Below are 22098 nucleotides of genomic sequence, written 5' to 3'. Positions count from 1 at the left end.
CGGTCCGACCCTCGACCCAGGACCCGCCCGAGGCCTGCCGCAGAACCGCCCGGGGCCGGCTCCCGGCCCGGTCAGTCGGCGGCTCCGGCGGCTCGGGCGGCGACATCGGCCCCGGCGCCGCGGGCGTCGGCCCCGGAGGCCGCGCCGGCCGCCGCGGAGAAGGCGCCGTGGGCGAGGCTGTGCAGCAGCGCCGCCATGCCGTCGCGCTGCAGACCGGCGACCCGGTCGTCCTGGACGGGGTTCGGGCCGAGGCTGTGCGGGGTCGAGTTGATCAACCCGAAGACGGCGTGCACGGCGGCCCGGGCGACCGGTTCGGCCGCGGGCTCGGCCAGCGCCGGGTAGGCGCGCCGGACCGCGTCCACCCACAGCTCCAGGTAGCCGCGCTGGAGCCGGCGAACCGTGCGGCGGTCCTCCTCCTTGAGGTTCAGCAGCTCGCGGTCGTGCAGGGTGATCAGGTCGCGGTCGTCGAGCGCGAACTCGACGTGGCCGCCGATCAGCGCGTCCAGCGCCTCGGCCGCGCCGTCGCCGCTGCCCGCCCGGCGGCGCCCCTCCTCCAGCAGGCGCTCGCTGATCCCGATCAGCAGGTCGGCGAGCATCGCGTCCTTGCCGGCGAAGTGCCGGTAGAGGCCCGGCCCGCTGATGCCGACGGCCTTGCCGATCTCGTCGACGCCGACACCGAGGAAGCCGCGGGCGGCGAACAGCCGGGCCGCCTCCTTGCGGATCTGGTCACGGCGTGGGAGCGCGGAGGCGGCGGGGACGTTCGGCATGCTGCCCATCGTAGACAGTCGGGTTATCGACCGTTAACCTGGGCGGCACGAGTTAACGCTCATTAACGTTGGGGGTCGCGGGCTCACCCGGCTCTGCCACCCACCTGGTGCCGAGGGCAAGGGAGCTCTTGGGAATGGTCATCTCCACCGCCGGCGTACCCGCCGGCGTCAACGGCAGCACGCCCGGCGCGGGCGCCTTCGGCCCGGGCGGCGCAGCCGCCGGGTCCGTCGCGCCGGGGGCCGCGGCTCCCGCGCCCCGGCTCGGCACCGCCGTCGATCCGGGCTCCGAGGCCTACCGCGCGAACACCGAGGCCCACCGGGCCCTGGTCGCCGAGCTGCGCGAGAAGCTCGGCACGGCCGCGCTCGGCGGCGGGGCCAAGGCCCGGGCCCGCCACACCTCCCGGGGCAAGCTGCTCCCGCGCGACCGCGTCGACACCCTGCTCGACCCGGCGTCCCCCTTCCTCGAACTGGCCCCGCTCGCGGCGGACGGGATGTACGACGGCGCCGCCCCGGCGGCGGGCGTCATCGCCGGCATCGGCCGGGTCGCCGGACGCGAGGTGGTCGTCGTCGCCAACGACGCCACCGTCAAGGGCGGCACGTACTACCCGATGACGGTGAAGAAGCACCTGCGCGCCCAGGAGGTCGCGCTGGAGAACCGCCTGCCCTGCATCTACCTCGTGGACTCCGGCGGCGCCTTCCTCCCGATGCAGGACGAGGTCTTCCCCGACCGCGACCACTTCGGCCGGATCTTCTACAACCAGGCCCGGCTCTCCGCCGCGGGCATCCCGCAGATCGCCGCCGTGCTCGGCTCGTGCACCGCGGGCGGCGCGTACGTCCCGGCGATGAGCGACCAGGCCGTCATCGTCCGCAACCAGGGCACGATCTTCCTCGGCGGACCGCCGCTGGTGAAGGCCGCCACCGGCGAGGTGGTCACCGCCGAGGAGCTGGGCGGTGGCGAGCTCCACTCCCGGACCTCCGGGGTCACGGACCACCTGGCCGAGGACGACACCCACGCGCTGTCCATCGTCCGCACCATCGTCGCCGGGCTCGGCCCGCGCCCGGCCAGGCCGTGGCCGCTCGAACCGGCCGAGCCGCCCGCTATCGACCCGGCCGGCCTCTACGGGGCCGTCCCGGTCGACCCGCGCACCCCGTACGACGTGCGCGAGGTGATCGCCCGGCTGGTCGACGGCAGCCGCTTCGCCGAGTTCAAGGCCGACTACGGCGCGACCCTCGTGACCGGCTTCGCCCGGATCCACGGCCACCCGGTCGGCATCGTCGCCAACAACGGCGTGCTCTTCTCCGAGTCCGCCGTCAAGGGCGCCCACTTCATCGAGCTGTGCGACCAGCGGGGCATTCCCCTCCTCTTCCTGCAGAACATCACCGGGTTCATGGTCGGCCGGCAGTACGAGGCGGGCGGCATCGCCAAGCACGGCGCCAAGATGGTCAACGCCGTCGCCTGCACCCGCGTCCCGAAGCTGACCGTGGTGATCGGCGGCTCGTACGGAGCCGGCAACTACTCGATGTGCGGCCGCGCCTACTCGCCCCGCTTCCTCTGGATGTGGCCGGGCGCCAAGATCTCCGTCATGGGCGGCGAGCAGGCCGCGTCCGTCCTGGCCACCGTCCGCCGCGACCAGCTGGAGGCTCACGGCGAGGAGTGGCCGACCGCCGCCGAGGAGGAGTTCAAGCGCCCGGTCCGCGAGCAGTACGAGCGCCAGGGCAGCGCGTACTACGCCACCGCCCGGCTCTGGGACGACGGCGTGATCGACCCGATGGACACCCGCACCGTCGTCGGTCTCGCCCTCACCGCCTGTGCCAACGCCCCGCTCCCGGCACCCGGCCCGTACGGCGTCTTCCGGATGTGACCCGCACCGGGGCCGGCCCCGCCCGGCCCCGGCCGTCCGGCCGCCACCCCTCCCCGACCACCTCCTTCGTACGGCCCCCCTGACCCGGAGGAACGCCTCCCATGTTCGACACAGTTCTGGTCGCCAACCGCGGCGAGATCGCCCTCCGGGTGATCCGCACCCTGCGGCTGCTCGGCGTGCGCTCCGTCGCCGTGTTCAGCGACGCCGACGCCGACGCGCCCCACGTCCGCGAGGCCGACACCGCGGTCCGGCTCGGACCGGCCGACCGCAGCGACAGCTCGGCCGCCGAGACCTACCTGCGGACCGACCAGATCCTCGACGCCGCCCGCCGCACCGGCGCCCAGGCCGTCCACCCCGGCTACGGCTTCCTCGCCGAGAACGCCGCCTTCGCCCGCGCCTGCGCCGACGCCGGCCTGGTCTTCATCGGACCTCCTCCCGCCGCGGTCGAGCTGATGGGCGACAAGATCAACGCCAAGGAGGCCGTCCGCGCCGCCGGCGTCCCGGTGGTGCCGGGCAGCCGGGCGACCGCGCCGACCGACGAGGAACTCGTCGCGGCCGCCGACGAGATCGGGTACCCGGTCCTGCTCAAGCCGTCCGCCGGCGGCGGCGGCAAGGGCATGCGCCTGGTCCGCGACCCGGCCGAGCTGCCCACCGAGATCGCCGCCGCCCGGCGGGTCGCCCGCACCGCCTTCGGCGACGACACCCTGCTGCTGGAGCGCTGGGTCGACCGGCCCCGCCACATCGAGGTGCAGGTGCTGGCCGACGCCCACGGCACCACCGTCCACCTCGGCGAGCGCGAGTGCAGCCTGCAGCGCCGCCACCAGAAGCTGATCGAAGAGGCACCCTCCGTCCTGCTCAACGCCGAGACCCGGGCCGCGATGGGCGCCGCGGCCGTGCGCGCCGCGGAGTCGTGCGGCTACACCGGGGCCGGCACCGTGGAGTTCATCGTCCCCGGCATCGACCCGGACTCCCCCGCCCCCGCCGAGGGGGTACGGGACTTCTTCTTCATGGAGATGAACACCCGCCTCCAGGTGGAACACCCCGTCACCGAACTCGCCGTCGCCGTCACCGCCCCGCTCCCGGGCGCAGCGGCGGCCCCGGCCCAGCCCCAGCGGCTGGACCTGGTCGAGTGGCAGGTCCGGATCGCCGCCGGCGAGAGCCTGCCCTTCGCCCAGCCGGACATCTCCTTCCTGGGCCACGCCATCGAGGCCCGCATCTGCGCCGAGGACCCGGAACGGGACTTCCTGCCCACCGGCGGGCGCATCCTGGTACTCGACGAGCCGCAGGGCGAAGGCATCCGGGTGGACTCCGGCGTCACCGCCGGATCCGTCATCACCAGCGCCTACGACCCCATGCTCGCCAAGGTCATCGCCTACGGGCCCGACCGTCCGACCGCGCTGCGCCGCCTCCGCGCCGCGCTGGCCGACACCCGGATCCTCGGCGTGACCACCAACACCGGCTTCCTGCGGCGACTGCTCGCACACCCCGAGGTCGCCGCCGGCCGCCTCGACACCGGCCTGGTGGAGCAGACGGCCCAGCAGCAGCCCGCACTGCTGGCCTCCGCCTACTCCCCGGCCCGGACCGCCGACACCACTTCCGCCACTCCTTCCACCGCCGGTTCCGCCAGCTCCGCCGATACCGCAGGCTCCGCCGGTTCCGCCGACGCTCCGTCGCCGGCGCACCTCCTCTACTACGCGGCCGCGCTCGCACGGCACCTGGACCTCACCCCCGCCACCGACGGCGGCGGCTGGACCGACCCCTTCTCCCTCCCGTCGGGCTGGCGCCTCGGGGGCGACGCCGCCTGGACCACCCACCGCCTCCGCGCCTCCGGCCAGGAACCGGTGGCGGTGAGCGTCCGTCCGATCACTGCGAGCAACGTAGCGGAGCCCACTGACAATCGGCCGGGCGTCACCCCGGAGGTGGAGGTCCGGCTCGGCGACGGGCCGGTCCACCGCGCCCGCGCCGTGCGCACCGGCGACCGCCTGCACCTCACCGCGGCCGGTCTGCAGACCACCTTCGCCCTGGCCGCCGACGGTGCCCCCAACCCCGTGGGCGGTCCGGTCACCTGGCTCGGCATCGACGGCGACGCCTGGCCGCTGCACGCGTACGACCCGGTCGGCGAGAGCGCCGCCGGCGGCGCCGCCCACCACGGCGCGCTCACCGCCCCGATGCCGGGCACCGTCACCGTCGTGAAGACGGCGGCCGGCGAGCAGGTCCGCCGGGGCCAACCCCTGCTCGTCCTGGAGGCCATGAAGATGGAACACGTGATCGCCGCCCCGCACGACGGCACGGTGACCGAGCTGCGGGCCACCGCCGGCGCCACCGTCGCCATGGAGGAGCTGCTGGTCGTGGTCGCCCCGGACGAGGACGGCCCCGCCGAGCAGGCGGCCGGCCGGGACGCCGGCGCGGTCGCGGCCGAGGTGACGCCGTGACCGCCGACGCGCCCTCCGCTGCGCACGAGCCCGACGCCCTCGACCTCGGCCTGCCCGACCCCGTTCGCGACCCGGGCCTGCCCGCGCAGGTGCGGATCCACGAGGTCGGCCCGCGCGACGGGCTGCAGAACGAGAGCGGCCTCGTCCCCGTCGAGGTCAAGGCCGAGTTCATCGCCCGGCTCGCGGCCGCCGGCCTGGGCACGGTCGAGGCGACCAGCTTCGTCCACCCGAAGTGGGTGCCCCAGCTTGCCGACGCCGAGGAACTGGTGCCCCGGCTCGCCGACCTGCCGGCCCGCCACCCCGGGCTGCGGCTCCCGGTGCTGGTGCCCAACGAGCGCGGCCTCGACCGGGCGCTCGCCCACCACGCCGCCGACATCGCGGTGTTCGCGAGCGCCACCGAGACCTTCGCCCGGCGCAACCTCAACCGCTCGGCGGACGAGGCGATGGCGATGTTCCAGCCGGTCGTGGCGCGCGCCACGGAGGCCGGGATCCGGGTCCGCGGCTACCTCTCGATGTGCTTCGGTGACCCGTGGGAGGGCCCGGTCCCGATCGACCAGGTCGTCGGCTTCGGGGTCCGGCTGCTGGAGATGGGGTGCTTCGAGCTCAGCCTCGGCGACACCATCGGCGTGGCCACGCCGGGCCAGGTCACCGCCCTGCTGGACGGCTTCGCCCGGGCGGGCGTCCCGGCCGAGCGGCTCGCGGTGCACTTCCACGACACCTACGGCCAGGCGCTCAGCAACACTCTGGCCGCCCTGCGCGCCGGCGTCACCACGGTGGACGCCTCCGCGGGCGGCCTGGGCGGCTGCCCGTACGCCAAGAGCGCCACCGGGAACCTGGCCACCGAGGACCTGGTCTGGATGCTGCACGGGCTCGGCATCCGGACCGGGGTCGACCTCCGCGCCCTGGTCGCGACCAGCGGCTGGATGGCGCAGCAGCTCGGCCGGCCGAGCCCCTCCCGCACCGTCCAGGCCCTGCTCGGCGCGGCCCCGGCCTGACGGCGCCCGGCCGCCGGGCGCCCTCGGAAGCCCGGCCCGCACAGAGACCCGCGGCGCCGGCCGGAGCCACCTCCGGCCGGCGCCGACACCACACCGACGGCACCGACCGTCACCCTCAACAGACCGCGCTTCCGTCACGCCCTCACACCGCCGGGCGGACACGCGGTCACCACGCTCACGCCCGCGGCCACCCCGCCGGGGCCACAGGAGGATCACCATGCTCGACCACCGGCTGAACAGCGAGTACGAGGAACTGCGGCGCACCGTCGCCGAGTTCGCCCAGGACGTGGTCGCGCCGAAGATCGGCGAGTTCTACGAGCAGGGCGAGTTCCCCTACGAGATCGTGCGGGAGATGGGGCGGATGGGCCTCTTCGGCCTGCCCTTCCCGGAGGAGTACGGCGGCATGGGCGGCGACTACTTCGCCCTCTGCCTCGCCCTGGAGGAGCTCGCCCGCGTCGACTCCTCGGTCGCGATCACCCTGGAGGCCGCGGTCTCGCTCGGTGCGATGCCCGTCTACCGCTTCGGCACGGAGGAGCAGAAGCGCGAGTGGCTGCCGCGGCTCACCTCCGGCGAGATGCTCGGCGCGTTCGGCCTCACCGAGCCCGAGGGCGGTTCCGACGCCGGCGCGACCCGCACCACGGCGCGGTACGACGAGGACACCGACGAGTGGGTCATCAACGGCACCAAGTGCTTCATCACCAACTCGGGCACCGAGATCACCGGCCTGGTCACCGTCACCGCCCTCACCGAACCGATCGCTCGTTCGAGTGAAGAAGGCGGATTCTCCTCGCCGCAGCGCGAGATCTCGTCCATCATCGTGCCCACCGGGACCCCGGGCTTCCAGGTCTCGAAGAAGTACTCGAAGGTCGGGTGGAACGCCTCCGACACCCGTGAACTGTCCTTCACCGACTGCCGCGTCCCCGCGGCCAACCTGCTGGGCGAGCGCGGCCGCGGCTACGCCCAGTTCCTGCGGATCCTCGACGAGGGCCGCATCGCCATCGCGGCCCTGGGCACCGGCCTGGCCCAGGGGTGCGTCGACCAGTCCGTCAGCTACGCCGGTACGCGCCGCGCCTTCGGCCGGCCGATCGGCGCCAACCAGGCGATCCAGTTCAAGCTCGCCGACATGGAGATGCGCGCGCACGTCTCCCGCCTCGCCTGGCGGGACGCCGCCTCCCGGCTGCTGCACGCCGAGCCGTTCAAGAAGGAGGCCGCGATCGCGAAGCTGTACTCGTCCGAGGCCGCCGTCGACAACGCCCGCGAGGCGACCCAGATCCATGGCGGGTACGGCTTCATGAACGAGTACCCGGTGGCGCGTTTCTGGCGCGACTGCAAGATCCTCGAAATCGGGGAGGGCACCTCGGAGGTCCAGCGCATGCTCATCGCCCGTGAGCTCGGCGTGGTCTGAGACGCACCCGCCCTTTCGCGGAAGCACGCCCGTCCGCGGGCCCTCCCGCACACCGCTCCGCCGCGGCCGGTGCGCACGGAGGGCCTGCGGAGAGGCCGAGGAAGACCGGACGGCGGTCGCAGTACACCTCCGCGACGGAACGTCAGGGAATCACGATCACCGGGCGGTTGGCGCGGCGGGCCAGCCGGCCCGAGACCGATCCGAAGATCTTGCCGAGCAGGCCGTGCGTGCTGCCGACCACGATGGCGTCGGCGGCGTACTCGCGGCCGACCTCCTCGATCTCGTGGCAGATGTCGCCGCCCCGCTCGACCAGGATCCAGGGGACTCCGGCGAGGAAGTCCGCACAGGCGAGCTCCAGGCCGAGGACCTCGGTCCGGTGGTCGGGGAGGTCGACGAAGACCGGAGGCTCGCACCCGGCCCAGACGGTGGCGGGCAGGCGGTTGGCGACGTGCACGATCACCAGTCCGCACTGCGAGCGACGGGCCATGCCCACCGCGTAGGCGAGGGCGCGCTCGCTCGACAGGGAGCCGTCGAAACCGACCACCACGCCGTGCTGGAAGGCCGGGTCGCAGGCACGGGCGGCGGCCTCCTGCGCGATCGGCTCGCCGGTTGTGCTGGGCAGGCCCGGAACACCGGGACGCTCGGCGCCCGGCCCCAGGCGGCCGCTCACGGCTGGCTCCGCAGCGTCGGAGCGGTGCTGTTCCCGGCGCTGGCGGGAGCCGGGGCGGCTCCGGCGCGCGATGTTGCGGAGGGCACGGGAGAGGGCACCGGCACCCACGGCAGCAGGCCGGACCTCGGCGCCGTCCGTACTCCGGCGGTCGTCTCCCCCGGCCGACGCGCCGCCGACGCGGGGCACGTCCGGTTCAACCGGTCGGGAGGACTCAAAACCAGCCATGGCTCAAGGCTCTTCGCAGGAGATGGGCCGACAGGAGAGGACAACGCTGCCCAGGCAGCAGGGCCGCCCACGGGACGACGTCGGTCTGCGCCGAGCACCACCGTTTGTGACCTATTCCTTTCAGAGTACGACGGGCGAAAGGCTCAGCCCAGCTGCGGAGCCCCGGATCACCCTTGTTCCCGCGAACGGAGGATGCGCCCGCCGGCGGCGGTGCGCCCGTCGTGTGCGCGGTCGCGCCCCCTGGCAAAGGAGGTTCTCTGGAGCTTGACTGAGCGGACGGGGCGGCGCAACAGGCCCCCCGGACACCGTGACCGGACTGTCATTGATCGACGACGATCCGTTGCCGCCCGTCACCGCGCGCTGCCCCCGGCGGTCGGAGGGTACCGCCCGACATGCCGGCTTCCCCGGACCCGGCCCCGGAGCACCCGGGGGCGGAAGCCGATACCGGTTTCAGCCATTTCATGCCGGTTCGCGACGGCCTCTGGCATTTGCCAGATGCATACCCGGGCCCGCTGGCACCATGCTCGACATGCCCCTGCTGCTGCTCGACCTCGACAACACGCTGCTCCCCAGGGATGCCGCTTTCCGGGCCTGGGCTCAGGATCTTCTGGCCGAACGAGACCTGCCGCCCGGCGACGTCGACTGGTTCGTCACCATCGACGGCGGCGGCTACGTGCCGCGCAGCACGGTACTGTCCGCCGTCCGACGCCGCTACGGCTTGGACGACTCCTTCGAATTCCTGCTGGCGCACTACCGGCGCGGCATCAACGCCCACATCCACTGCCCGACTCGGCACGTCCAGGCGCTGCGGACGGCACGCGAAGCGGGCTGGACGCTCGGCATCGTCAGCAACGGCAACACCCGGCCGCAGCTGGAGAAGATCCGCCGGACCGGCCTCGGCCCGCTCGTCGACGGCTGGGTGATCTCGGAGGAGGCGGACTGCGTCAAGCCGGACCCGCTGATCTTCGAGATCGCCGCCCAGCGGTGCGGCGTCGCGCCGACCGGCGACTGGACGGCGGACACCTGGATGATCGGCGACCACGCTCCCGCCGACATCGCGGGCGCGGAACTGACGGGGCTCCGCAGTGTCTGGCTGCACCACGGCCGGCCCTGGGCCGAGCCCGGTTACCGGCCGACACTGAAGGCGGCCGGCCTGCCGGAGGCGATCGGGCAGGTGCTGTCCGCACGCGGCGCGCCGGGTCTTCGACCCGGGATCCGGGCCGGCGGTGCCGCCCGGCGCCGCCTCGCGGTCACGGCCCCGGGACCTCTCCGGGAGCGCGCCCGCGCGGTGACGGCGCGGGCCGGCGCGCGGCCAGGCGCACAGCTTCCGGCGCCCGCCCCGGACGGCGTGCGTGCGCCCAATGCCGGGAGCACGGCGTGGAACGGACTCGCGGCCCCGACGGCGGAGATCGCTGTCCGAAACCGTTCCGGCGGATTTGCGGCGGCCGGCGGCGCGCGCTCCACGGATGCCGCGGGGCTGCCGGGCGCGGCAGGCCCTTCCACCACGGCGGCCTCTTCCCACACCGCGCCCTATTCCCACACCGTGGCCCTGACCGGCACCGCGGCCCTGACGGGCGCAGGCGGTCTGGCGGCGGTCGCGACGGGCATCCCGTCCGTCGTGGCCGCACCGCGGACGGGCATCGATCTACCGGGCGGCGGGCGCCGCACCGCCGAGGGCCCGGCGGGCGAACGCCCGGTGGGTGAGCGCCCGGCACGGACGCTGTTCGCGACTCCGGCCGCCCGGTTCGGCGCGCGGCCTTCCCCGGCCGTTCCGCAGAGCACTGGCGAGGCCACCGCCCGGGCAGCGGCCGTCCGCTCCTGAGGCGAGCCGGACCCGGGCACCCACCCGGGCGCCCGAAGCCGGGGCGGTCGGGCACCCACGGCCGGGCGGACGGGGCCGGGCGAACAGACGAACCGGCGACCCGGCCCTACCTGCGACCCGGTCCGGCCGGCCGGCCACCCTGACCGCTACTCGGCCGCAGGGGCGAGGGGGGTCCACCAGTGCGTGCGGCCCTGCTCCGTGAAACCGAGCTTGCGGTAGAGCGGTTCGCCCAGCATGGTGGCGACCAGGGTCGCCGGGCGGTCCGGGTGGGCGTCGGCCAGCGCGGTCTCCAGGACGGCGCGGCCCACCCCCCGGGAGCGGTGCTCGGGAAGCGTCGCGACCCAGTAGACCCCGGTGGCCCGGCCGTCGTCGTAAGTCAGGCAGGCACCCGCCGGCGCACCGTCGATCCGGGCGAGCCAGGCCCGCAGGCCCGGTTCGTGCAGCAGCGCCTCCGGCAGCATCCCGCCGCGCGTCCAGGGCCGGCTGGCCTCGATCGGGAAGCCGTCGACCACGGCGCGCTCCACCTCGGCGAAGCCGTCGGCGTCCAGTACCTCATCGACCGTCAGGGACCGGCTGCGACCGCCTCCGGAGGACTCCACGGGGCCTGCGGCCTCCGGTCCCGCCCCCGGCCCCGCCGATGACTTGCCGTCAGACGGCGGAACGGCCGCCTGCGCACCGGACCGCGGGCTCTCCAGCGGGCCCGGTTCGCGGGTCATCACGGCCATCGCGCGGCCGTGGCCGAGGCCGTGGCGGGTCATGTCCAGGATCCCGTAAGGGTCTTCCACGGTCACGCCGGTACTGCCCCATTCCCGGATGAGGCCCGCCACGTCGTCCTCCAGCGCGGCGATGTCGCCGCCGGGGCGGGTCACCACTATGCGGTGGGCGTCCTCCGGGGTGCGGGCGCAGCGGACCGCGGTGAATCGGGGATCGACGAGCCGCTGCCAACCATGGGCGCGGGCTTGGGCGAGCCAGAATTCGGCGGCGTTGTCGGTGGCCTGTTCGAGCCGGCTGATGGTCTTCACGACTGGACGCTAGCGCGGGGCGGTCGACCGCTGTTCACCCGCCCCGGCACTGGCCGGATGAAGCCAGGGAGGCGCACGCTTTGTCGCCTGTGCGCCCTCGTGTGCACCGTCGATTTTCGGCCAATCTCGCGCGGCTCCCCCGGCCTTGGGCAAAGCCGCAGCCCAGACCCGCCGACCGGGCGCGCGGGAACCTGACGCCCCAGCACCAGTCCCGCGACAACCAGCCACCCTTGCACAGGCCCCCTTCCCAGAAGGGTCGACGGGTGCCACGCTTCGTGATCGAATGCATCACGCCAAATTGCCATGTCGACATAGCGTCGGATGGTGAACTTGTCACAACGGCAACGGTCCACCCGATAGATTCGATCTTGGCCAGCAGTGCCGCACCACCACACCACACCACCGAGGGGGCTTGAGCGCCTTGAGCAGGGTGAGCAGGAGCGACGCGGGTCCTGACAGCGGCCAGCCGGTGGCCGGCATCGCGGGTCGTTCCGCGAGAGCCGCCGCCTCCGCCGCTGCCAACACCCGCCTCTCCGGCAGCTCCGGCGCCGCCCCGTACCCCTCGTACAGCTCTGCGGCCGCTCCGGCCCCGCCCACCCCGACCGCTTCCCCGTCCGCGGCAGCGGGCTCGTCGGCCTACTCGGCTGCGGTGGAGCACGGTGGACGGTCCGTCAGCCGATCGTCCGTCCATCAGGCGGCGGCCCACGGCGCAGCGACGGTCGGCCATACCGGCCCGTCGATTCCCGGCCATGCCGCCGCACTGCACGCGGGCGGCCAGCACACCGGCCAGCTGTACGGGGGTCAGCTGCACGGCGGCCAGGGCCACGGACAGCCCTACGGCCAAGCCCTCGGCCAGCCGGCGGCGGACGCGGCGTACCCGGCGTTCTCCGGCGGCCCGGCGCCCGCCCCCGCCGGCGGACTCCCCGCCGGAACGGCGGGCCAGGGCATCACCGCCGGGGCCAACGGCCACAGCCCGAGCGGCCACGCCCCGGGCTCCCACACCCCGACCGGCCACACCCCGACCGGTCACGCCCCGGGCAGCCACGGCGCCACCGGCCACGGGGTGAACGGCACCTCCGTGCCCGTGATGGCCGCCGCGCCCCGGAAGCTGTCCGGCCGGCGCCGGCGCGAGACCGTCGCGGTGCTGATCTTCGGCGGTGCACCGATCTTCGAGAGCTCGATCCCGCTCTCCGTCTTCGGCGTCGACCGCCAGGACGCCGGGGTCCCGCGCTACCGCCTGCTGGTCTGCGCCGGGGAGGAGGGGCCGCTCGCCACCACCGGCGGGCTCACGCTCTCCGCGCCGTACGGGCTGGAGGCGCTGGCCCGGGCGGGGACGATCGTGGTTCCGGCCTGGCGCTCGATCTCCCAGCCGCCGCCGGTCGAGGCGATCACCGCGCTGCGCAAGGCCCACCACGAGGGCGCGCGGATCATCGGCCTCTGCACCGGTGCGTTCGTCCTCGCGGCCGCCGGCCTGCTGGACGGCCGCCCGGCCACCACGCACTGGATGTACGCGCCGACCCTCGCCAAGCGCTACCCGCGGGTCCACGTCGACCCGCGCGAGCTCTTCGTCGACGACGGGGACGTGCTGACCTCGGCCGGCACCGCCGCCGGCATCGACCTCTGCCTGCACGTGGTGCGCAGCGACCACGGCGCCGAGGCGGCCAACGCGCTGGCCCGCCGGCTGGTCGTACCGAGCCGGCGCAGCGGCGGCGGACAGGCCCAGTACATCGACCAGTCTTTACCGGAGGAGATCGGCAACGACCCGCTGGCCGAGGTGGTCACCTGGGCGCTGGAGAACCTCAACCAGCAGTTCGACGTCGAGGTGCTGGCGGCCCGCGCCTACATGAGCCGCCGCACGTTCGACCGGCGGTTCCGCACGCTGACCGGCAGTGCCCCGCTGCAGTGGCTGATCACCCAGCGGGTGCTCCAGGCGCAGCGGCTGCTGGAGACCTCGGAGCTGTCGGTGGACGACGTCGCGCGCCGCTGCGGCTTCCGGTCGCCGGTCGCGCTGCGCGGGCACTTCCGGCGCCAGCTCGGGGTCTCGCCGGCCGCGTACCGGACCAGCTACCGGGCCCGGCGGCCCGGCACGGCCGCGCCCACGCCGGTTCCGGTGCACGCGGGCGAGCTCCGGCCGGTGGGCGCCGCCGCGCAGTCGGCCGCCGCGCACGCCGCCGCTGCGGCGGCCGCAGCGGCGAGCGGGGCACTGCTCGGGCAGCACGGTCAGGCGGCCGGGGCCGCGTTCCCGACGGCCGGCGGCTCCGCGCACCAGGGGCAGCACGGGCATCCGGGCCAGCACGGCCACCAGCACGGGCAGCCCGCGGCGCAGGGGTTCCACGCCCGCGCGGCGCAGCCGTACCCGCACCAGCCGCACCCCGGGCAGCCGGGGGCCGGGCGCGGTCCGGCCCGGTCGCCGCTGGTCCCGCCGCAGGCCGGTCCGGGGGCGGGGCGTCCGGCGCGTACGGCGGAGCACGCCGCCGCGGAGGACGGCCACCCCCAACCCGGCGCTCGTGGCCAGGGCCAGGGGCACCGCGCCGCGGCCGAGCAGGCGTCGGACGACTCCGGCCCGGCCGGCGGGAGCGGCGTGCCCGGTGTCGGGCCGGGTGGCGGCCGCGGGCACGGTGCGCCCGCCGGCCGGGTGCCGGCCCCCGCGGCCGGTACGGCGGAGGGCCGGGCCCGGCAGGTCCGGGCTCCCCAGGTCCGTCCGCAGGGCGGCCGGGCCGGGACCCCGGACCCGGGCCGCGAGGCCCGGACCGCTCGGGACGCCCACCAGGCCCACCCCGTCGGCCAGGCCGACCCGGCCCGCGAGGCGCACGAGGCGCACGAGCCGGACGGTCACGGCCAGGGCGAGCGCGCCGCGGAGGCCTGCGCCCCGGCGCCGCGCTCGACTCCTCCAGTGCCCGCGGCGCGTGATCGCGCCGTAGGGTGAGTGGCGTGAATGACCGTTTGGTATGGATCGACTGTGAAATGACAGGCCTCGACCTCGACCGGGACGCCCTGGTCGAGGTCGCGGCGCTGGTGACGGACTCGGAGCTGAACGTCCTCGGCGAGGGTGTCGACGTCATCATCCGCCCGCCCGCCGAGGCACTGGCCAACATGCCCGAGGTGGTGCGCGCCATGCACACCTCCTCCGGCCTGCTCGACGAGCTGGAGAACGGCGTCACGCTCGCCGAGGCGGAGGCCCTCGTCCTGGCCTACGTCCGCGAGTACGCGCCCGAGGCCGGGCGGACGCCGCTCTGCGGGAACTCGGTGGCGACGGACCGCGGCTTCCTGGCCCGGGACATGCCGGCCCTGGAGGGGCACCTGCACTACCGGATCGTGGACGTCTCCTCGATCAAGGAGCTGGCCCGCCGCTGGTACCCGAGGGCGTACTACAACAGCCCGCAGAAGGGCGGGAACCACCGGGCGCTCGCCGACATCCGCGAGAGCATCGACGAACTGCGGTACTACCGCGAGGCGGTGTTCGTCCCCCAGCCCGGTCCGGACACCGACACCTCCCGGGCGATCGCCGAGAAGTACCAGGCCCCGACGTCGACGGACTGAACCCGGCCTCCCCGGCGCGTTCCGGTGGCCCCCGGTCGGGGGCTCCCGGAACGGGCCGGAGGGTGCCCGCGGACGCCTGATCGAAACCCTGGCGCGAGCACCCTCTCGGATCCTGTAGAGTTCTTCCTGTCGGAACGGGAACGCGAGAGCGGGAACGGACCGGACAGATGGTGGGTGTAGCTCAGTTGGTAGAGCACCTGGTTGTGGTCCAGGTGGCCGCGGGTTCGAGTCCCGTCACTCACCCCAGAGCCTGAGGGCCGATCTCGGAAGAGATCGGCCCTCAGGCGTTTTCGCATGCCCGGGACTTCCGCCCCGGAGCCGGCGACCTCCCGCAACGGAATCGGCGGGAGAGCACCGCGGACCGCATCCGTCGAGGTGGATCCCGGGTGTGAGATCTGTCGGCGGGTCTGCCGCTCGAAGCTACCGGCTAGTAACCTGGCCACCATGACGACACCTTCGATCGGCCAGCTGCTGGACTCCACCGTGCCGATGGCACGCACCCTCAAGCTGGAGTACCTGGAGACCACGCCGGAGCGCGCCGTGCTGCGGCTGCCCGACCAGCCCGAGTACCACAACCACCTCGGCGGCCCGCACGCCGGCGCGATGTTCACCCTCGCCGAGTCCGCGAGCGGCTGCATCGTCCTGGGTGCCTTCAGCGACCAGCTCTCGCGCGCGGTGCCGCTCGCGGTCAGCGCCGAGATCGCGTACAAGAAGCTGGCCATGGGCGCCGTCACCGCCACGGCCGTGCTGGGCCGCCCGGCCGCGGACATCGTCGCGGAGCTGGACAAGGGCGAGCGCCCGGAGTTCCCGGTCACCGTCGAGATCACCCGCGCCGACGGGGCTGTGACCGGCGTCATGACCGTCATCTGGACCCTGCGCCCCAACTCCTGACCGTCACTGGGCGGGTCCGGGCCTCAGGGAGTGTCGTGAGTGGGGTCGCGGCCCGCGGCTCGCGGCGATGACTGTCCGTAACGGCGGCCGTGACCTCACGGCCCGTCCGCTCGTTCTCGATTCACGTGCGAGCCAATCACGCGACCATGGCACCGGAACCCGTCCGACGCGGCGTCGGCCTCACGGGACGCACGGACGGTAGGCGGCCGACCCGGGCGCGGGCCGTCGCGGTCGGCGGGGCACTCCTCGCCCAGGTCTGGTGGCTGGGGGCGCCCGGGGCGCTCGCCGCGACCGCCGAACCGCTGCCCGAGCCGGTGAACCGCACCGTCGGCCGGGCCCTGGGCGACGACGCCCCCGACGGGGGGTCAGCCGAGCGGCCCGCCGAGGGGGAACGGGAGAACGGACCGGGCGAGGGCCCCGACCGCACGGGCCGCGGCCGGGGCGGCGCATCGGCCGACGGGCAGCCCCGCGCCTCCGGCCGGGCGTCGGCCGGCGACGGCGGACCGGGCTCGCCCGGGCTGCTCGGCGGACTCGCCACGGCCGCCGCCACCCCCGGCTCCGGCCCGGCCGGAGCGCGGGTCGGCGACGCCCTCCAGGGCCGGATCAGGGCGGGCGGCCTGCCGCTGCCCGGGCAGCCGGCCGCCGTCCCGGACGCATTCGCGATCGCCTCCGGGCTGCTCGGCACCGTGCCCGTGCAGGCCCGCACCGCTCAGGCGCGCGCCTCCCGGGACGGCGAAGGCGTGGAGTCGGCGGTGCCGTACGGCCGTTCCGGCGCCGCCGCGGGACGGCCAGCGCCACCCCCCGGCGCGCCGCACGGCCCGGCTGCCCCACCGCCCGTCCAGGGCAGTGCCGATCGGCAGGGTTCGACCGCCGGTCCGTCCGGACCTGGCAGTACCGGCGCACCCGGCGCCGCCTCCGTGGAACGCTCCGCAGCGCACGAGAACCTCGCCGCCGTCGATCCGGCGGTGGTCGCCGCCGATCCGGTCGGGCACGGCCTCGCGGGCACCGGGACGGCCGTCCTCGCCCCGATCGCGGCCGGGCTGCTGCTGACCGGCGCCGCGATGTGCAAGCACCGGGGGCTGCCCCGCGGCCACTGACGCCGGCCCCGGCCGTTCAGGCCCCCGCGGCCGTTGGGCCCCCGGGCCGTTCAGGCCTCCGCGCCCGCCGCGATCTCCAGCGCGAGCAGGGGCAGTTCACGGCCCGGTATCGACTCCGACGGGGTGGTGCCGATCCGGGTGGCGCCCATCGCGAGGTAGAACGGCTCGGCGTTCGGATCGGCGTCGATGGTGAGGCGGCGGAAGCCGAGCACCCCGGCCCGCTCGCGGACGTGGTCCACGAGGCGGCGGCCCACGCCCCGCCCGATGCTGTCGGGGTCGACGAAGAGCATGCCCAACTCACCCTGCGGGGGCGCCCCGACGAGGGTGACGAAGCCCAGTACCCGCCCGTCGGCCTCGGCCACCGCCGTCCGTCGCCGCTCGATCGCGGCGGGGTCCAGGGTCAGCTCCTCCCGGCAGGCGGCCATGAACGCCTCGTCGTAGCCCCAGTACGCCTTGGAGCGCAGGGCGATGGCGCTGAGCAGCGCCGCCTCCTCCGGTCGAGCAGGTCTGATCCTCATCGCGCGCCCCCTCAGTCCGGTCACGGCCGTCCGCATTTCGGACAGGGCTGCCCATTCTCTACGGTCCGCCGTCCGCGGCCAAGCAGTTTCCGCACCGGCCCGACCCACCGCACCGACCCACCGCACCGGCGGACCGACGCCGCGGACGCAGTGCAGTCAGTGGAAGACGCCCGGCGGCGGGGCCGGCGAGGGGGCCGCGGTGGCGTCGGTGGCGGGGGCGGCGCCGGCGGCGAAGTCGGCCAGGGAGCGGCCGTGCTCCAGCCGCCCGAGCGCGGCGTCGGAGGCCACCTTGCGGCCCAGCTCGTCGAGCGGGAGCGGCGTGTGCGCGGCGGCCAGGATCAGGTTGCCGAAGCGCTTGCCGCGCAGCACCGCCGGATCCGCCACCAGGCAGAGCTCGGGGAAGACCGCGCCGAGGGTGGCGATCTGCGAGCGGGCGAACGGCAGGCCCGCGCCGTCGGCGATGTTCACCGCGTACCGGCCGCCGGGGGCCAGGGCCCGCGCGGCGAGAGCGGTGAACTCGACGGTCGTGCAGTGGGCCGGCACCCGGGCTCCGGAGAAGACGTCGGCGATCACCAGGTCGGCGCCTGCCTCGGGGGCCCGCTCCAGCACGCTGCGGGCGTCCGCGCCGCGCACCTTGATCTGCCAGCTCCGCTCCAGCGGGAGCTCGGTGCGCACCAGTTCGGTGAGCGCGGTGTCGATCTCGGCGACCTGCTGGCGGGAGCGCGGGCGGGTGGCCGCGACGTAGCGGGCCAGGGTCAGGGCGCCGCCGCCGAGGTGCAGGACGGTGAGCGGGCGGCCGGGCGGGGCGGCCAGGTCGATCAGGTGGCCGAGCCGGCGCTGGTACTCGAATCCCAGGTGGGTCGGGTCGGCGAGGTCGACCATGGACTGCGGCGCACCGTCGATCAGCAGCGACCAGGCGGCGGGGCGGTCGCGGTCGGGGCGGAGTTCGGCCAGTCCGGAGTCGACGGGACGGGTGAGCGGGCCCTGGGCGTGCGTCCGGCCACCGGGGCCGGTGGCCGCCGGCTGCGGGTCGGCCGCCGTTCGGCTTCGGTCCGTGCCCCGGCCGGCTCTGCTGCTGCGTCCCATACCGGCCATTATCGCCGCCGCGCGGGAGGGCTCCGCAGCTCAGCCGGGTCGGGGCGACCGAGCGGTGGGGAGAGGCGGCCCGCGGGCAGGGCGGAAGGCCACAGGGGCGGTAGGTCGGGGGCCGCGGCTCAGAACGGGCCGAGGCCGCCGGCGGTGAGGGTGCAGGCGGCCTCGCAGAGCGCCGAGCGGAGGACCCAGGCGTCGGTGGGGCGGGCGCCGCAGTCGGCTCCGGCGGGCGGCATCACCCAGCGCGGGTCGGCGGCGGGCAGCAGCAGCGCTCCGGCGGTACAGGAGCTGCCCGGCAGGTGCCAGGTGACGGACGTGCCGGCCGGGACGAAGAAGGAGAGGGTGCTGCCGTTGCGGCTCTGCAGCACCACGCCGCAGGCCCGGCGCAGCCGCAGGATGTCGACCGCCTCCAGCCCGTGCCGCAGGGCGACGGTGACCATGTCGTAGCCGGCGACGACCACGCCGCCGGCAACGGCGTCGTCCGCACCGAGGCGCCGGAGCGGAGCACTGCCACCTCCGCACGGGGCTCCGCGGCCGCCCGCCGCGGAGCCGCGGACCGGCCCGCGCTCGTCGGCCGGCTCGGGCAACAGGGCGGGGGCGGCGTCGGCGAGCACGCCACCGGCGACCAGGCGGCGGTACTGCGGTACTCCGGTGGCCATCATGGGCCCTCCTGTCACCTCGTCCGGTCGGAAGCACCGCCGCCCGGGGGCCGGGGGCGCCGCGGGGGACGGCGGGGCGGGCGGCGGGCGGGACTTCCACGTATCAGGACAACGCCGAGGACGCGGCCCAGGCCACGGGGCGCCTTACAGCAAGGCATGGCATTTCATGGCAGATCCCGGCAATCACGCCCGCTTTACACCGAATTGTCAGCACATCAGCCACAAACTCGCCGTAGCGTCTCGGTGACTCCGGGTACTGTCGGTGGCGAGCCGGCGGTCCGTCCCACCCCGCCCGCAGCCGTCCGCAGTCCGGCCCCGCCACCCCGCACCAGCACCGAGCACGAGTCACCGAGCACCGAGCACGACCACGGAGCGCATCATGGCAGCCACCCCACCGGCCGAGCCGAACCGCCCGTCGCCCAACACCGCGATGCGCGCGCTGCGCGGCGACCGCTCGCCGGGCGAGTTCGCCATGGCCGTGCGCCGGGCCGCCCGCGAGATCGGCGAGCACGTCTCCTGCGACGCCCGCTACGTCGGGCGGGTCGAGGCGGGCGAGATCCGCTGCCCCAACTATGCGTACGAGCGGGTCTTCCGGCACATGTGGCCGGACCGGTCGCTGACCGACCTCGGCTTCTCCCCCCGCACCGCCGTCCGCCGCCGCCCGGCGGACGGCGGCGGAGCCGAACCACCCCCGCTCCACCCCGCGTTCCCGCCCGTGCCCGCCCCCCGATCACCGCTCTCCACCCAACTCCCGTACGCTGCCTCGCCGTACGCGGAAGCGCCCCCGCCGGACGGGCCCCTGCTGCCGAGGCCCGCGGCGCCGCCCCGGGGGCCCGCCGGACCGCACCATTTCGACGAGGAGAACGACGACGTGCGTCGCCGTACGTTGCTGGCCGGCGGCTCCGCCGCGCTGGCCACCGTGATCGGCCTCGACCGCCCGGTCGAGGCCGCCGCCACCCGCCCCACCCCGGGCGCGTGCGCCGCCACGAGGGCGGCGGGCGGCTTCATCCCGGCCCAAGCGGGGCCCGGGGCGGGCCGGTTCGGTCCCCGGCCGGCGCTGTTCGAGCCCGGCGCCGCCTTCGTCCCCGGGCGGCCGGGGCCCGTCCCGCCGCCGCGCAAGGTCGGCACGGCCGAGGTGCTCGGCGTCGAGCAGGCCGTCCGGGACATCCGGCTGGCGGACGACGCGCACGGGGCCGACGCCCTGTTCGAGCGGGCCGGGCAGTCGCTGCGCACCGCCTATCTGCTGCTCAACGACGGCGAGTACGGCCCGGAGACCGAGCGCCGGCTCCAGACCGGGGCCGGTGAACTGGCCATCTCGGTGGGCTGGTTGGCGCACGACTCGAACCGGCTGGCGGACGCCCGCTCGCTCTACGCCGAGGCGCTTGCGACCGCCCGGATGGCGGGCGACGCCGCCCTGGAGGCGCACGTCTTCTGCAACAGCGCCTTCCTCGCCCGGGACGCCGGCCGGCCGCGCGAGGCGCTGCGCGCCGCCCAGGCCGGGCAGTCCGCCGCCCGCGACCTCGACTCCGACCGGCTGCTCGCACTGCTGGCCATGCGCGAGGCCGGCGGCTGGGCGCTGCTGCAGGACCGGGCCGCCTGCGAACGGGCGCTGTCCCGCGCGTACACGCTGTTCGACCGCGGCCCCTCCGAGGCGGACCCGGAGTGGATGTCCTTCTTCGGCGAGGCGGAGATCGCCGGGCTGCAGTCCCAGTGCTGGTCGGCCCTCGGCGACTGGGACCGGGCGAGCGAACAGGCCGGGCTGGCCATAGCGCTCCAGGAGCCGCACTTCGTCCGCAACCGGGTGCTGTACACCGCCGAGTTGGCGCACGACCGGCTCGGCCGGGGGGACTTGGCCGGCGCGGCCCACCACGGCGAGGCCGCTGTCGCACTGTTCGGCGAGGTCCGCTCGGCCCGGATCCGCAGCATGCTGGCGGACACCGCCGAGCGGCTGCGCGTGCATCGGAACGTCCCGGAGGTCGGCCACTTCCTGGTCCAGTACGACCTGGCGGCCGCGGCCTGAACCGGCCGCCGCCCGGGGTCGGGCAACCCCTGAGCGGCCCGCCCGACGGGGCCCGCCCTCCCCGGCGGCGCGGCCGCCGCACCGCCCGGGAGGGCGCGGCGGGTCAGTGCTTCAGGCCCTCCAGGTGGCTGAGGTCGTTCCAGACCTCGACCGCCGGTGCGCCGTACTCCCAGGAGAGCACGCAGAGCGCGGCCGTCCCGAGCTTGAAGCGCTGGGCGAACTCCGGCGGCAGGCCGAGCCAGCGGGCGGTGAGGATGCGCAGCAGGTGGCCGTGGGCGAAGAGCACCACGTCGCGGTCGGCGCAGTGCATCACGGTGGTGTCGGCCTCGGGCACACCGTGCTCGTCGTTGAGGTCGGCGAGGAAGGCGTCCACCCGGGCGGCCACGTCGGACAGCTTCTCGCCGCCGGGCACGCCGTCGCGCCAGATCAGCCAGCCGGGGTGGTCGGTGGCGCGGATGTCGGCGCCGGTCCGGCCCTCGTACTGGCCGTAGTCCCACTCCAGCAGCTCGGGGCGGTCCACGGCGCGGTCGCCGAAGCCGGCCAGGGCGCAGGTCTCCCTGGCGCGGTCCAGCGGGCTGGTGAAGACGACGGCGTCCGGCAGACCGTTCCAGGGCGCCTTGGCCAGCCGGGCGCCGAGCGCCTGGGCCATCGCGCGGCCCTCCTCGGTCAGCGGGATGTCGGTTCGGCCGGTGTGCTGGCCGGTGGCCGACCACTCGGTCTCACCGTGGCGGACGAGAACGATTCGGGCGGGCATGGGGGCTCCTCGCGGCGGGGCGGTGGCAACGGGCGGTCTCACCATTGAGCACCGGTACTCCATGATCCCCCACACCCCGACCGGCCACGATTCCGGGCCCGGCCCCGGCGCCCCGGCGGCGGACCGCAACCCGGCGGCGGCTCCGGCACGGCCCGGAATCGCCGCGCACGCCCCCGGACGGCACGCATGCCCGTCGATGCCCGCCGATGGCCGTCCCTGCCCACGGATGCCGCCGATGCGCACCGATGCCCGCGGATGCCCGGGCCCGCCCACGGATGCCCGCGGATGCCCGGAGATCGCCGCGAATCGCCGGGCCGGACCGGATTG

Annotated in this window: 16 protein-coding genes, 1 tRNA gene and 1 pseudogene; 11 read left to right on the top strand and 7 right to left on the bottom strand. The window is 75.4% G+C overall.

Translation table 11 applies throughout. The annotated features are described in order from the left end of the window. Positions 1-71: 71 nt before the first annotated feature. Positions 72-767 carry a TetR/AcrR family transcriptional regulator gene (locus ACIPSC_RS26080; protein ID WP_400828471.1) on the bottom strand — a complete coding sequence of 232 codons (696 nt, stop codon included), beginning with the start codon at positions 765-767 and terminating at the stop codon, positions 72-74. Positions 768-901: 134 nt separating this feature from the next. On the opposite strand from ACIPSC_RS26080, the gene ACIPSC_RS26075 reads away from it, so the two are divergent. The 4 genes from ACIPSC_RS26075 (at position 902) to ACIPSC_RS26060 (ending at position 7461) form a co-directional block, all read left to right on the top strand. Next, positions 902-2629, top strand: coding sequence for a carboxyl transferase domain-containing protein (locus tag ACIPSC_RS26075; RefSeq protein WP_400828470.1), 1728 nt, complete (start codon positions 902-904; stop codon positions 2627-2629). Positions 2630-2730: 101 nt separating this feature from the next. Beyond that, positions 2731-5061 carry an acetyl/propionyl/methylcrotonyl-CoA carboxylase subunit alpha gene (locus tag ACIPSC_RS26070; protein ID WP_400828469.1) on the top strand — a complete coding sequence of 777 codons (2331 nt, stop codon included), beginning with the start codon at positions 2731-2733 and terminating at the stop codon, positions 5059-5061. Next, the gene (locus ACIPSC_RS26065) at positions 5058-6056 is read left to right on the top strand and encodes a hydroxymethylglutaryl-CoA lyase (RefSeq protein ID WP_400828468.1); all 999 of its coding nucleotides are present in this window, start codon (positions 5058-5060) and stop codon (positions 6054-6056) included. The genes ACIPSC_RS26070 and ACIPSC_RS26065 overlap by 4 nt, the downstream gene beginning before the upstream one ends. A 217-nt stretch (positions 6057-6273) precedes the next feature. Beyond that, positions 6274-7461, top strand: coding sequence for an acyl-CoA dehydrogenase family protein (locus tag ACIPSC_RS26060; protein WP_400828467.1), 1188 nt, complete (start codon positions 6274-6276; stop codon positions 7459-7461). 142 nt (positions 7462-7603) lie between these two features. Here the strand turns inward: ACIPSC_RS26060 and ACIPSC_RS26055 are convergent, their stop codons facing one another. Continuing rightward, positions 7604-8083: a universal stress protein gene (locus ACIPSC_RS26055; RefSeq protein ID WP_400828488.1), complete on the bottom strand. Its 480-nt coding sequence runs from the start codon at positions 8081-8083 to the stop codon at positions 7604-7606. A gap of 595 nt (positions 8084-8678) precedes the next feature. Here ACIPSC_RS26055 and ACIPSC_RS26050 point away from each other — a divergent pair. After that, positions 8679-10178, top strand: a complete 1500-nt coding sequence (locus ACIPSC_RS26050) for an HAD-IA family hydrolase (RefSeq protein ID WP_400828466.1) — start codon at positions 8679-8681, stop codon at positions 10176-10178. 146 nt (positions 10179-10324) lie between these two features. Here the strand turns inward: ACIPSC_RS26050 and ACIPSC_RS26045 are convergent, their stop codons facing one another. Then, positions 10325-11200 carry a GNAT family N-acetyltransferase gene (locus ACIPSC_RS26045; RefSeq protein ID WP_400828465.1) on the bottom strand — a complete coding sequence of 292 codons (876 nt, stop codon included), beginning with the start codon at positions 11198-11200 and terminating at the stop codon, positions 10325-10327. A 1087-nt stretch (positions 11201-12287) separates the two neighbouring features. Between ACIPSC_RS26045 and ACIPSC_RS26040 the strand changes: the two are divergent. The 5 genes and pseudogenes from ACIPSC_RS26040 to ACIPSC_RS26020 form a co-directional block, all read left to right on the top strand. Then, a pseudogene (locus tag ACIPSC_RS26040) lies at positions 12288-13283 on the top strand (helix-turn-helix domain-containing protein); the annotation flags it as partial. A gap of 848 nt (positions 13284-14131) precedes the next feature. Further along, on the top strand, positions 14132-14740 hold the full coding sequence (gene orn, locus ACIPSC_RS26035; RefSeq protein ID WP_238862692.1) for an oligoribonuclease: 609 nt from the start codon (positions 14132-14134) through the stop codon (positions 14738-14740). A 170-nt stretch (positions 14741-14910) separates the two neighbouring features. Next, positions 14911-14986, top strand: a tRNA-His gene (locus ACIPSC_RS26030). 198 nt (positions 14987-15184) lie between these two features. Next, positions 15185-15631: a DUF4442 domain-containing protein gene (locus ACIPSC_RS26025; RefSeq protein ID WP_400828464.1), complete on the top strand. Its 447-nt coding sequence runs from the start codon at positions 15185-15187 to the stop codon at positions 15629-15631. Between the two features lie 146 nt (positions 15632-15777). Beyond that, entirely contained in the window at positions 15778-16728 is a 951-nt protein-coding gene (locus tag ACIPSC_RS26020; RefSeq protein WP_400828463.1) for a hypothetical protein, read from the top strand. A 50-nt stretch (positions 16729-16778) separates the two neighbouring features. Here ACIPSC_RS26020 and ACIPSC_RS26015 read toward each other — a convergent pair whose 3' ends face one another. The 3 genes from ACIPSC_RS26015 to ACIPSC_RS26005 form a co-directional block, all read right to left on the bottom strand. Beyond that, entirely contained in the window at positions 16779-17246 is a 468-nt protein-coding gene (locus ACIPSC_RS26015) for a GNAT family N-acetyltransferase (protein WP_400828462.1), read from the bottom strand. Positions 17247-17402: 156 nt separating this feature from the next. Then, the gene (locus ACIPSC_RS26010) at positions 17403-18341 is read right to left on the bottom strand and encodes a spermidine synthase (RefSeq protein WP_400828461.1); all 939 of its coding nucleotides are present in this window, start codon (positions 18339-18341) and stop codon (positions 17403-17405) included. 119 nt (positions 18342-18460) lie between these two features. Continuing rightward, positions 18461-19000, bottom strand: a complete 540-nt coding sequence (locus tag ACIPSC_RS26005) for a hypothetical protein (protein ID WP_400828460.1) — start codon at positions 18998-19000, stop codon at positions 18461-18463. A 376-nt stretch (positions 19001-19376) separates the two neighbouring features. Here ACIPSC_RS26005 and ACIPSC_RS26000 point away from each other — a divergent pair, with 376 nt between their 5' ends. Then, positions 19377-21017: a tetratricopeptide repeat protein gene (locus tag ACIPSC_RS26000; RefSeq protein ID WP_400828459.1), complete on the top strand. Its 1641-nt coding sequence runs from the start codon at positions 19377-19379 to the stop codon at positions 21015-21017. A 103-nt stretch (positions 21018-21120) separates the two neighbouring features. On the opposite strand, the gene ACIPSC_RS25995 is transcribed toward ACIPSC_RS26000, so the two are convergent. After that, complete coding sequence (locus ACIPSC_RS25995; protein WP_400828458.1) at positions 21121-21771, bottom strand: histidine phosphatase family protein; 651 nt, start codon at positions 21769-21771, stop codon at positions 21121-21123. Positions 21772-22098: the final 327 nt, after the last annotated feature.

This window comes from Kitasatospora sp. NPDC090091 (assembly GCF_044747365.1).
GTDB lineage: Bacteria > Actinomycetota > Actinomycetes > Streptomycetales > Streptomycetaceae > Kitasatospora.
Note: the sequence above shows the minus strand (reverse complement) of the source record. Positions and strands in the feature narration are given on the sequence as shown.

Coding starts and splice junctions, on each gene's coding strand:
- ACIPSC_RS26000 (WP_400828459.1), top strand. CDS start 19,377: ATGGCAGCCACCCCACCGGCCGAGCCGAACCGCCCGTCGCCCAACACC.
- ACIPSC_RS26075 (WP_400828470.1), top strand. CDS start 902: ATGGTCATCTCCACCGCCGGCGTACCCGCCGGCGTCAACGGCAGCACG.
- ACIPSC_RS26010 (WP_400828461.1), bottom strand. CDS start 18,341: ATGGCCGGTATGGGACGCAGCAGCAGAGCCGGCCGGGGCACGGACCGA.
- ACIPSC_RS26025 (WP_400828464.1), top strand. CDS start 15,185: ATGACGACACCTTCGATCGGCCAGCTGCTGGACTCCACCGTGCCGATG.
- ACIPSC_RS25995 (WP_400828458.1), bottom strand. CDS start 21,771: ATGCCCGCCCGAATCGTTCTCGTCCGCCACGGTGAGACCGAGTGGTCG.
- ACIPSC_RS26080 (WP_400828471.1), bottom strand. CDS start 767: ATGCCGAACGTCCCCGCCGCCTCCGCGCTCCCACGCCGTGACCAGATC.
- ACIPSC_RS26060 (WP_400828467.1), top strand. CDS start 6,274: ATGCTCGACCACCGGCTGAACAGCGAGTACGAGGAACTGCGGCGCACC.
- ACIPSC_RS26005 (WP_400828460.1), bottom strand. CDS start 19,000: ATGATGGCCACCGGAGTACCGCAGTACCGCCGCCTGGTCGCCGGTGGC.
- ACIPSC_RS26015 (WP_400828462.1), bottom strand. CDS start 17,246: ATGAGGATCAGACCTGCTCGACCGGAGGAGGCGGCGCTGCTCAGCGCC.
- ACIPSC_RS26070 (WP_400828469.1), top strand. CDS start 2,731: ATGTTCGACACAGTTCTGGTCGCCAACCGCGGCGAGATCGCCCTCCGG.
- ACIPSC_RS26020 (WP_400828463.1), top strand. CDS start 15,778: ATGGCACCGGAACCCGTCCGACGCGGCGTCGGCCTCACGGGACGCACG.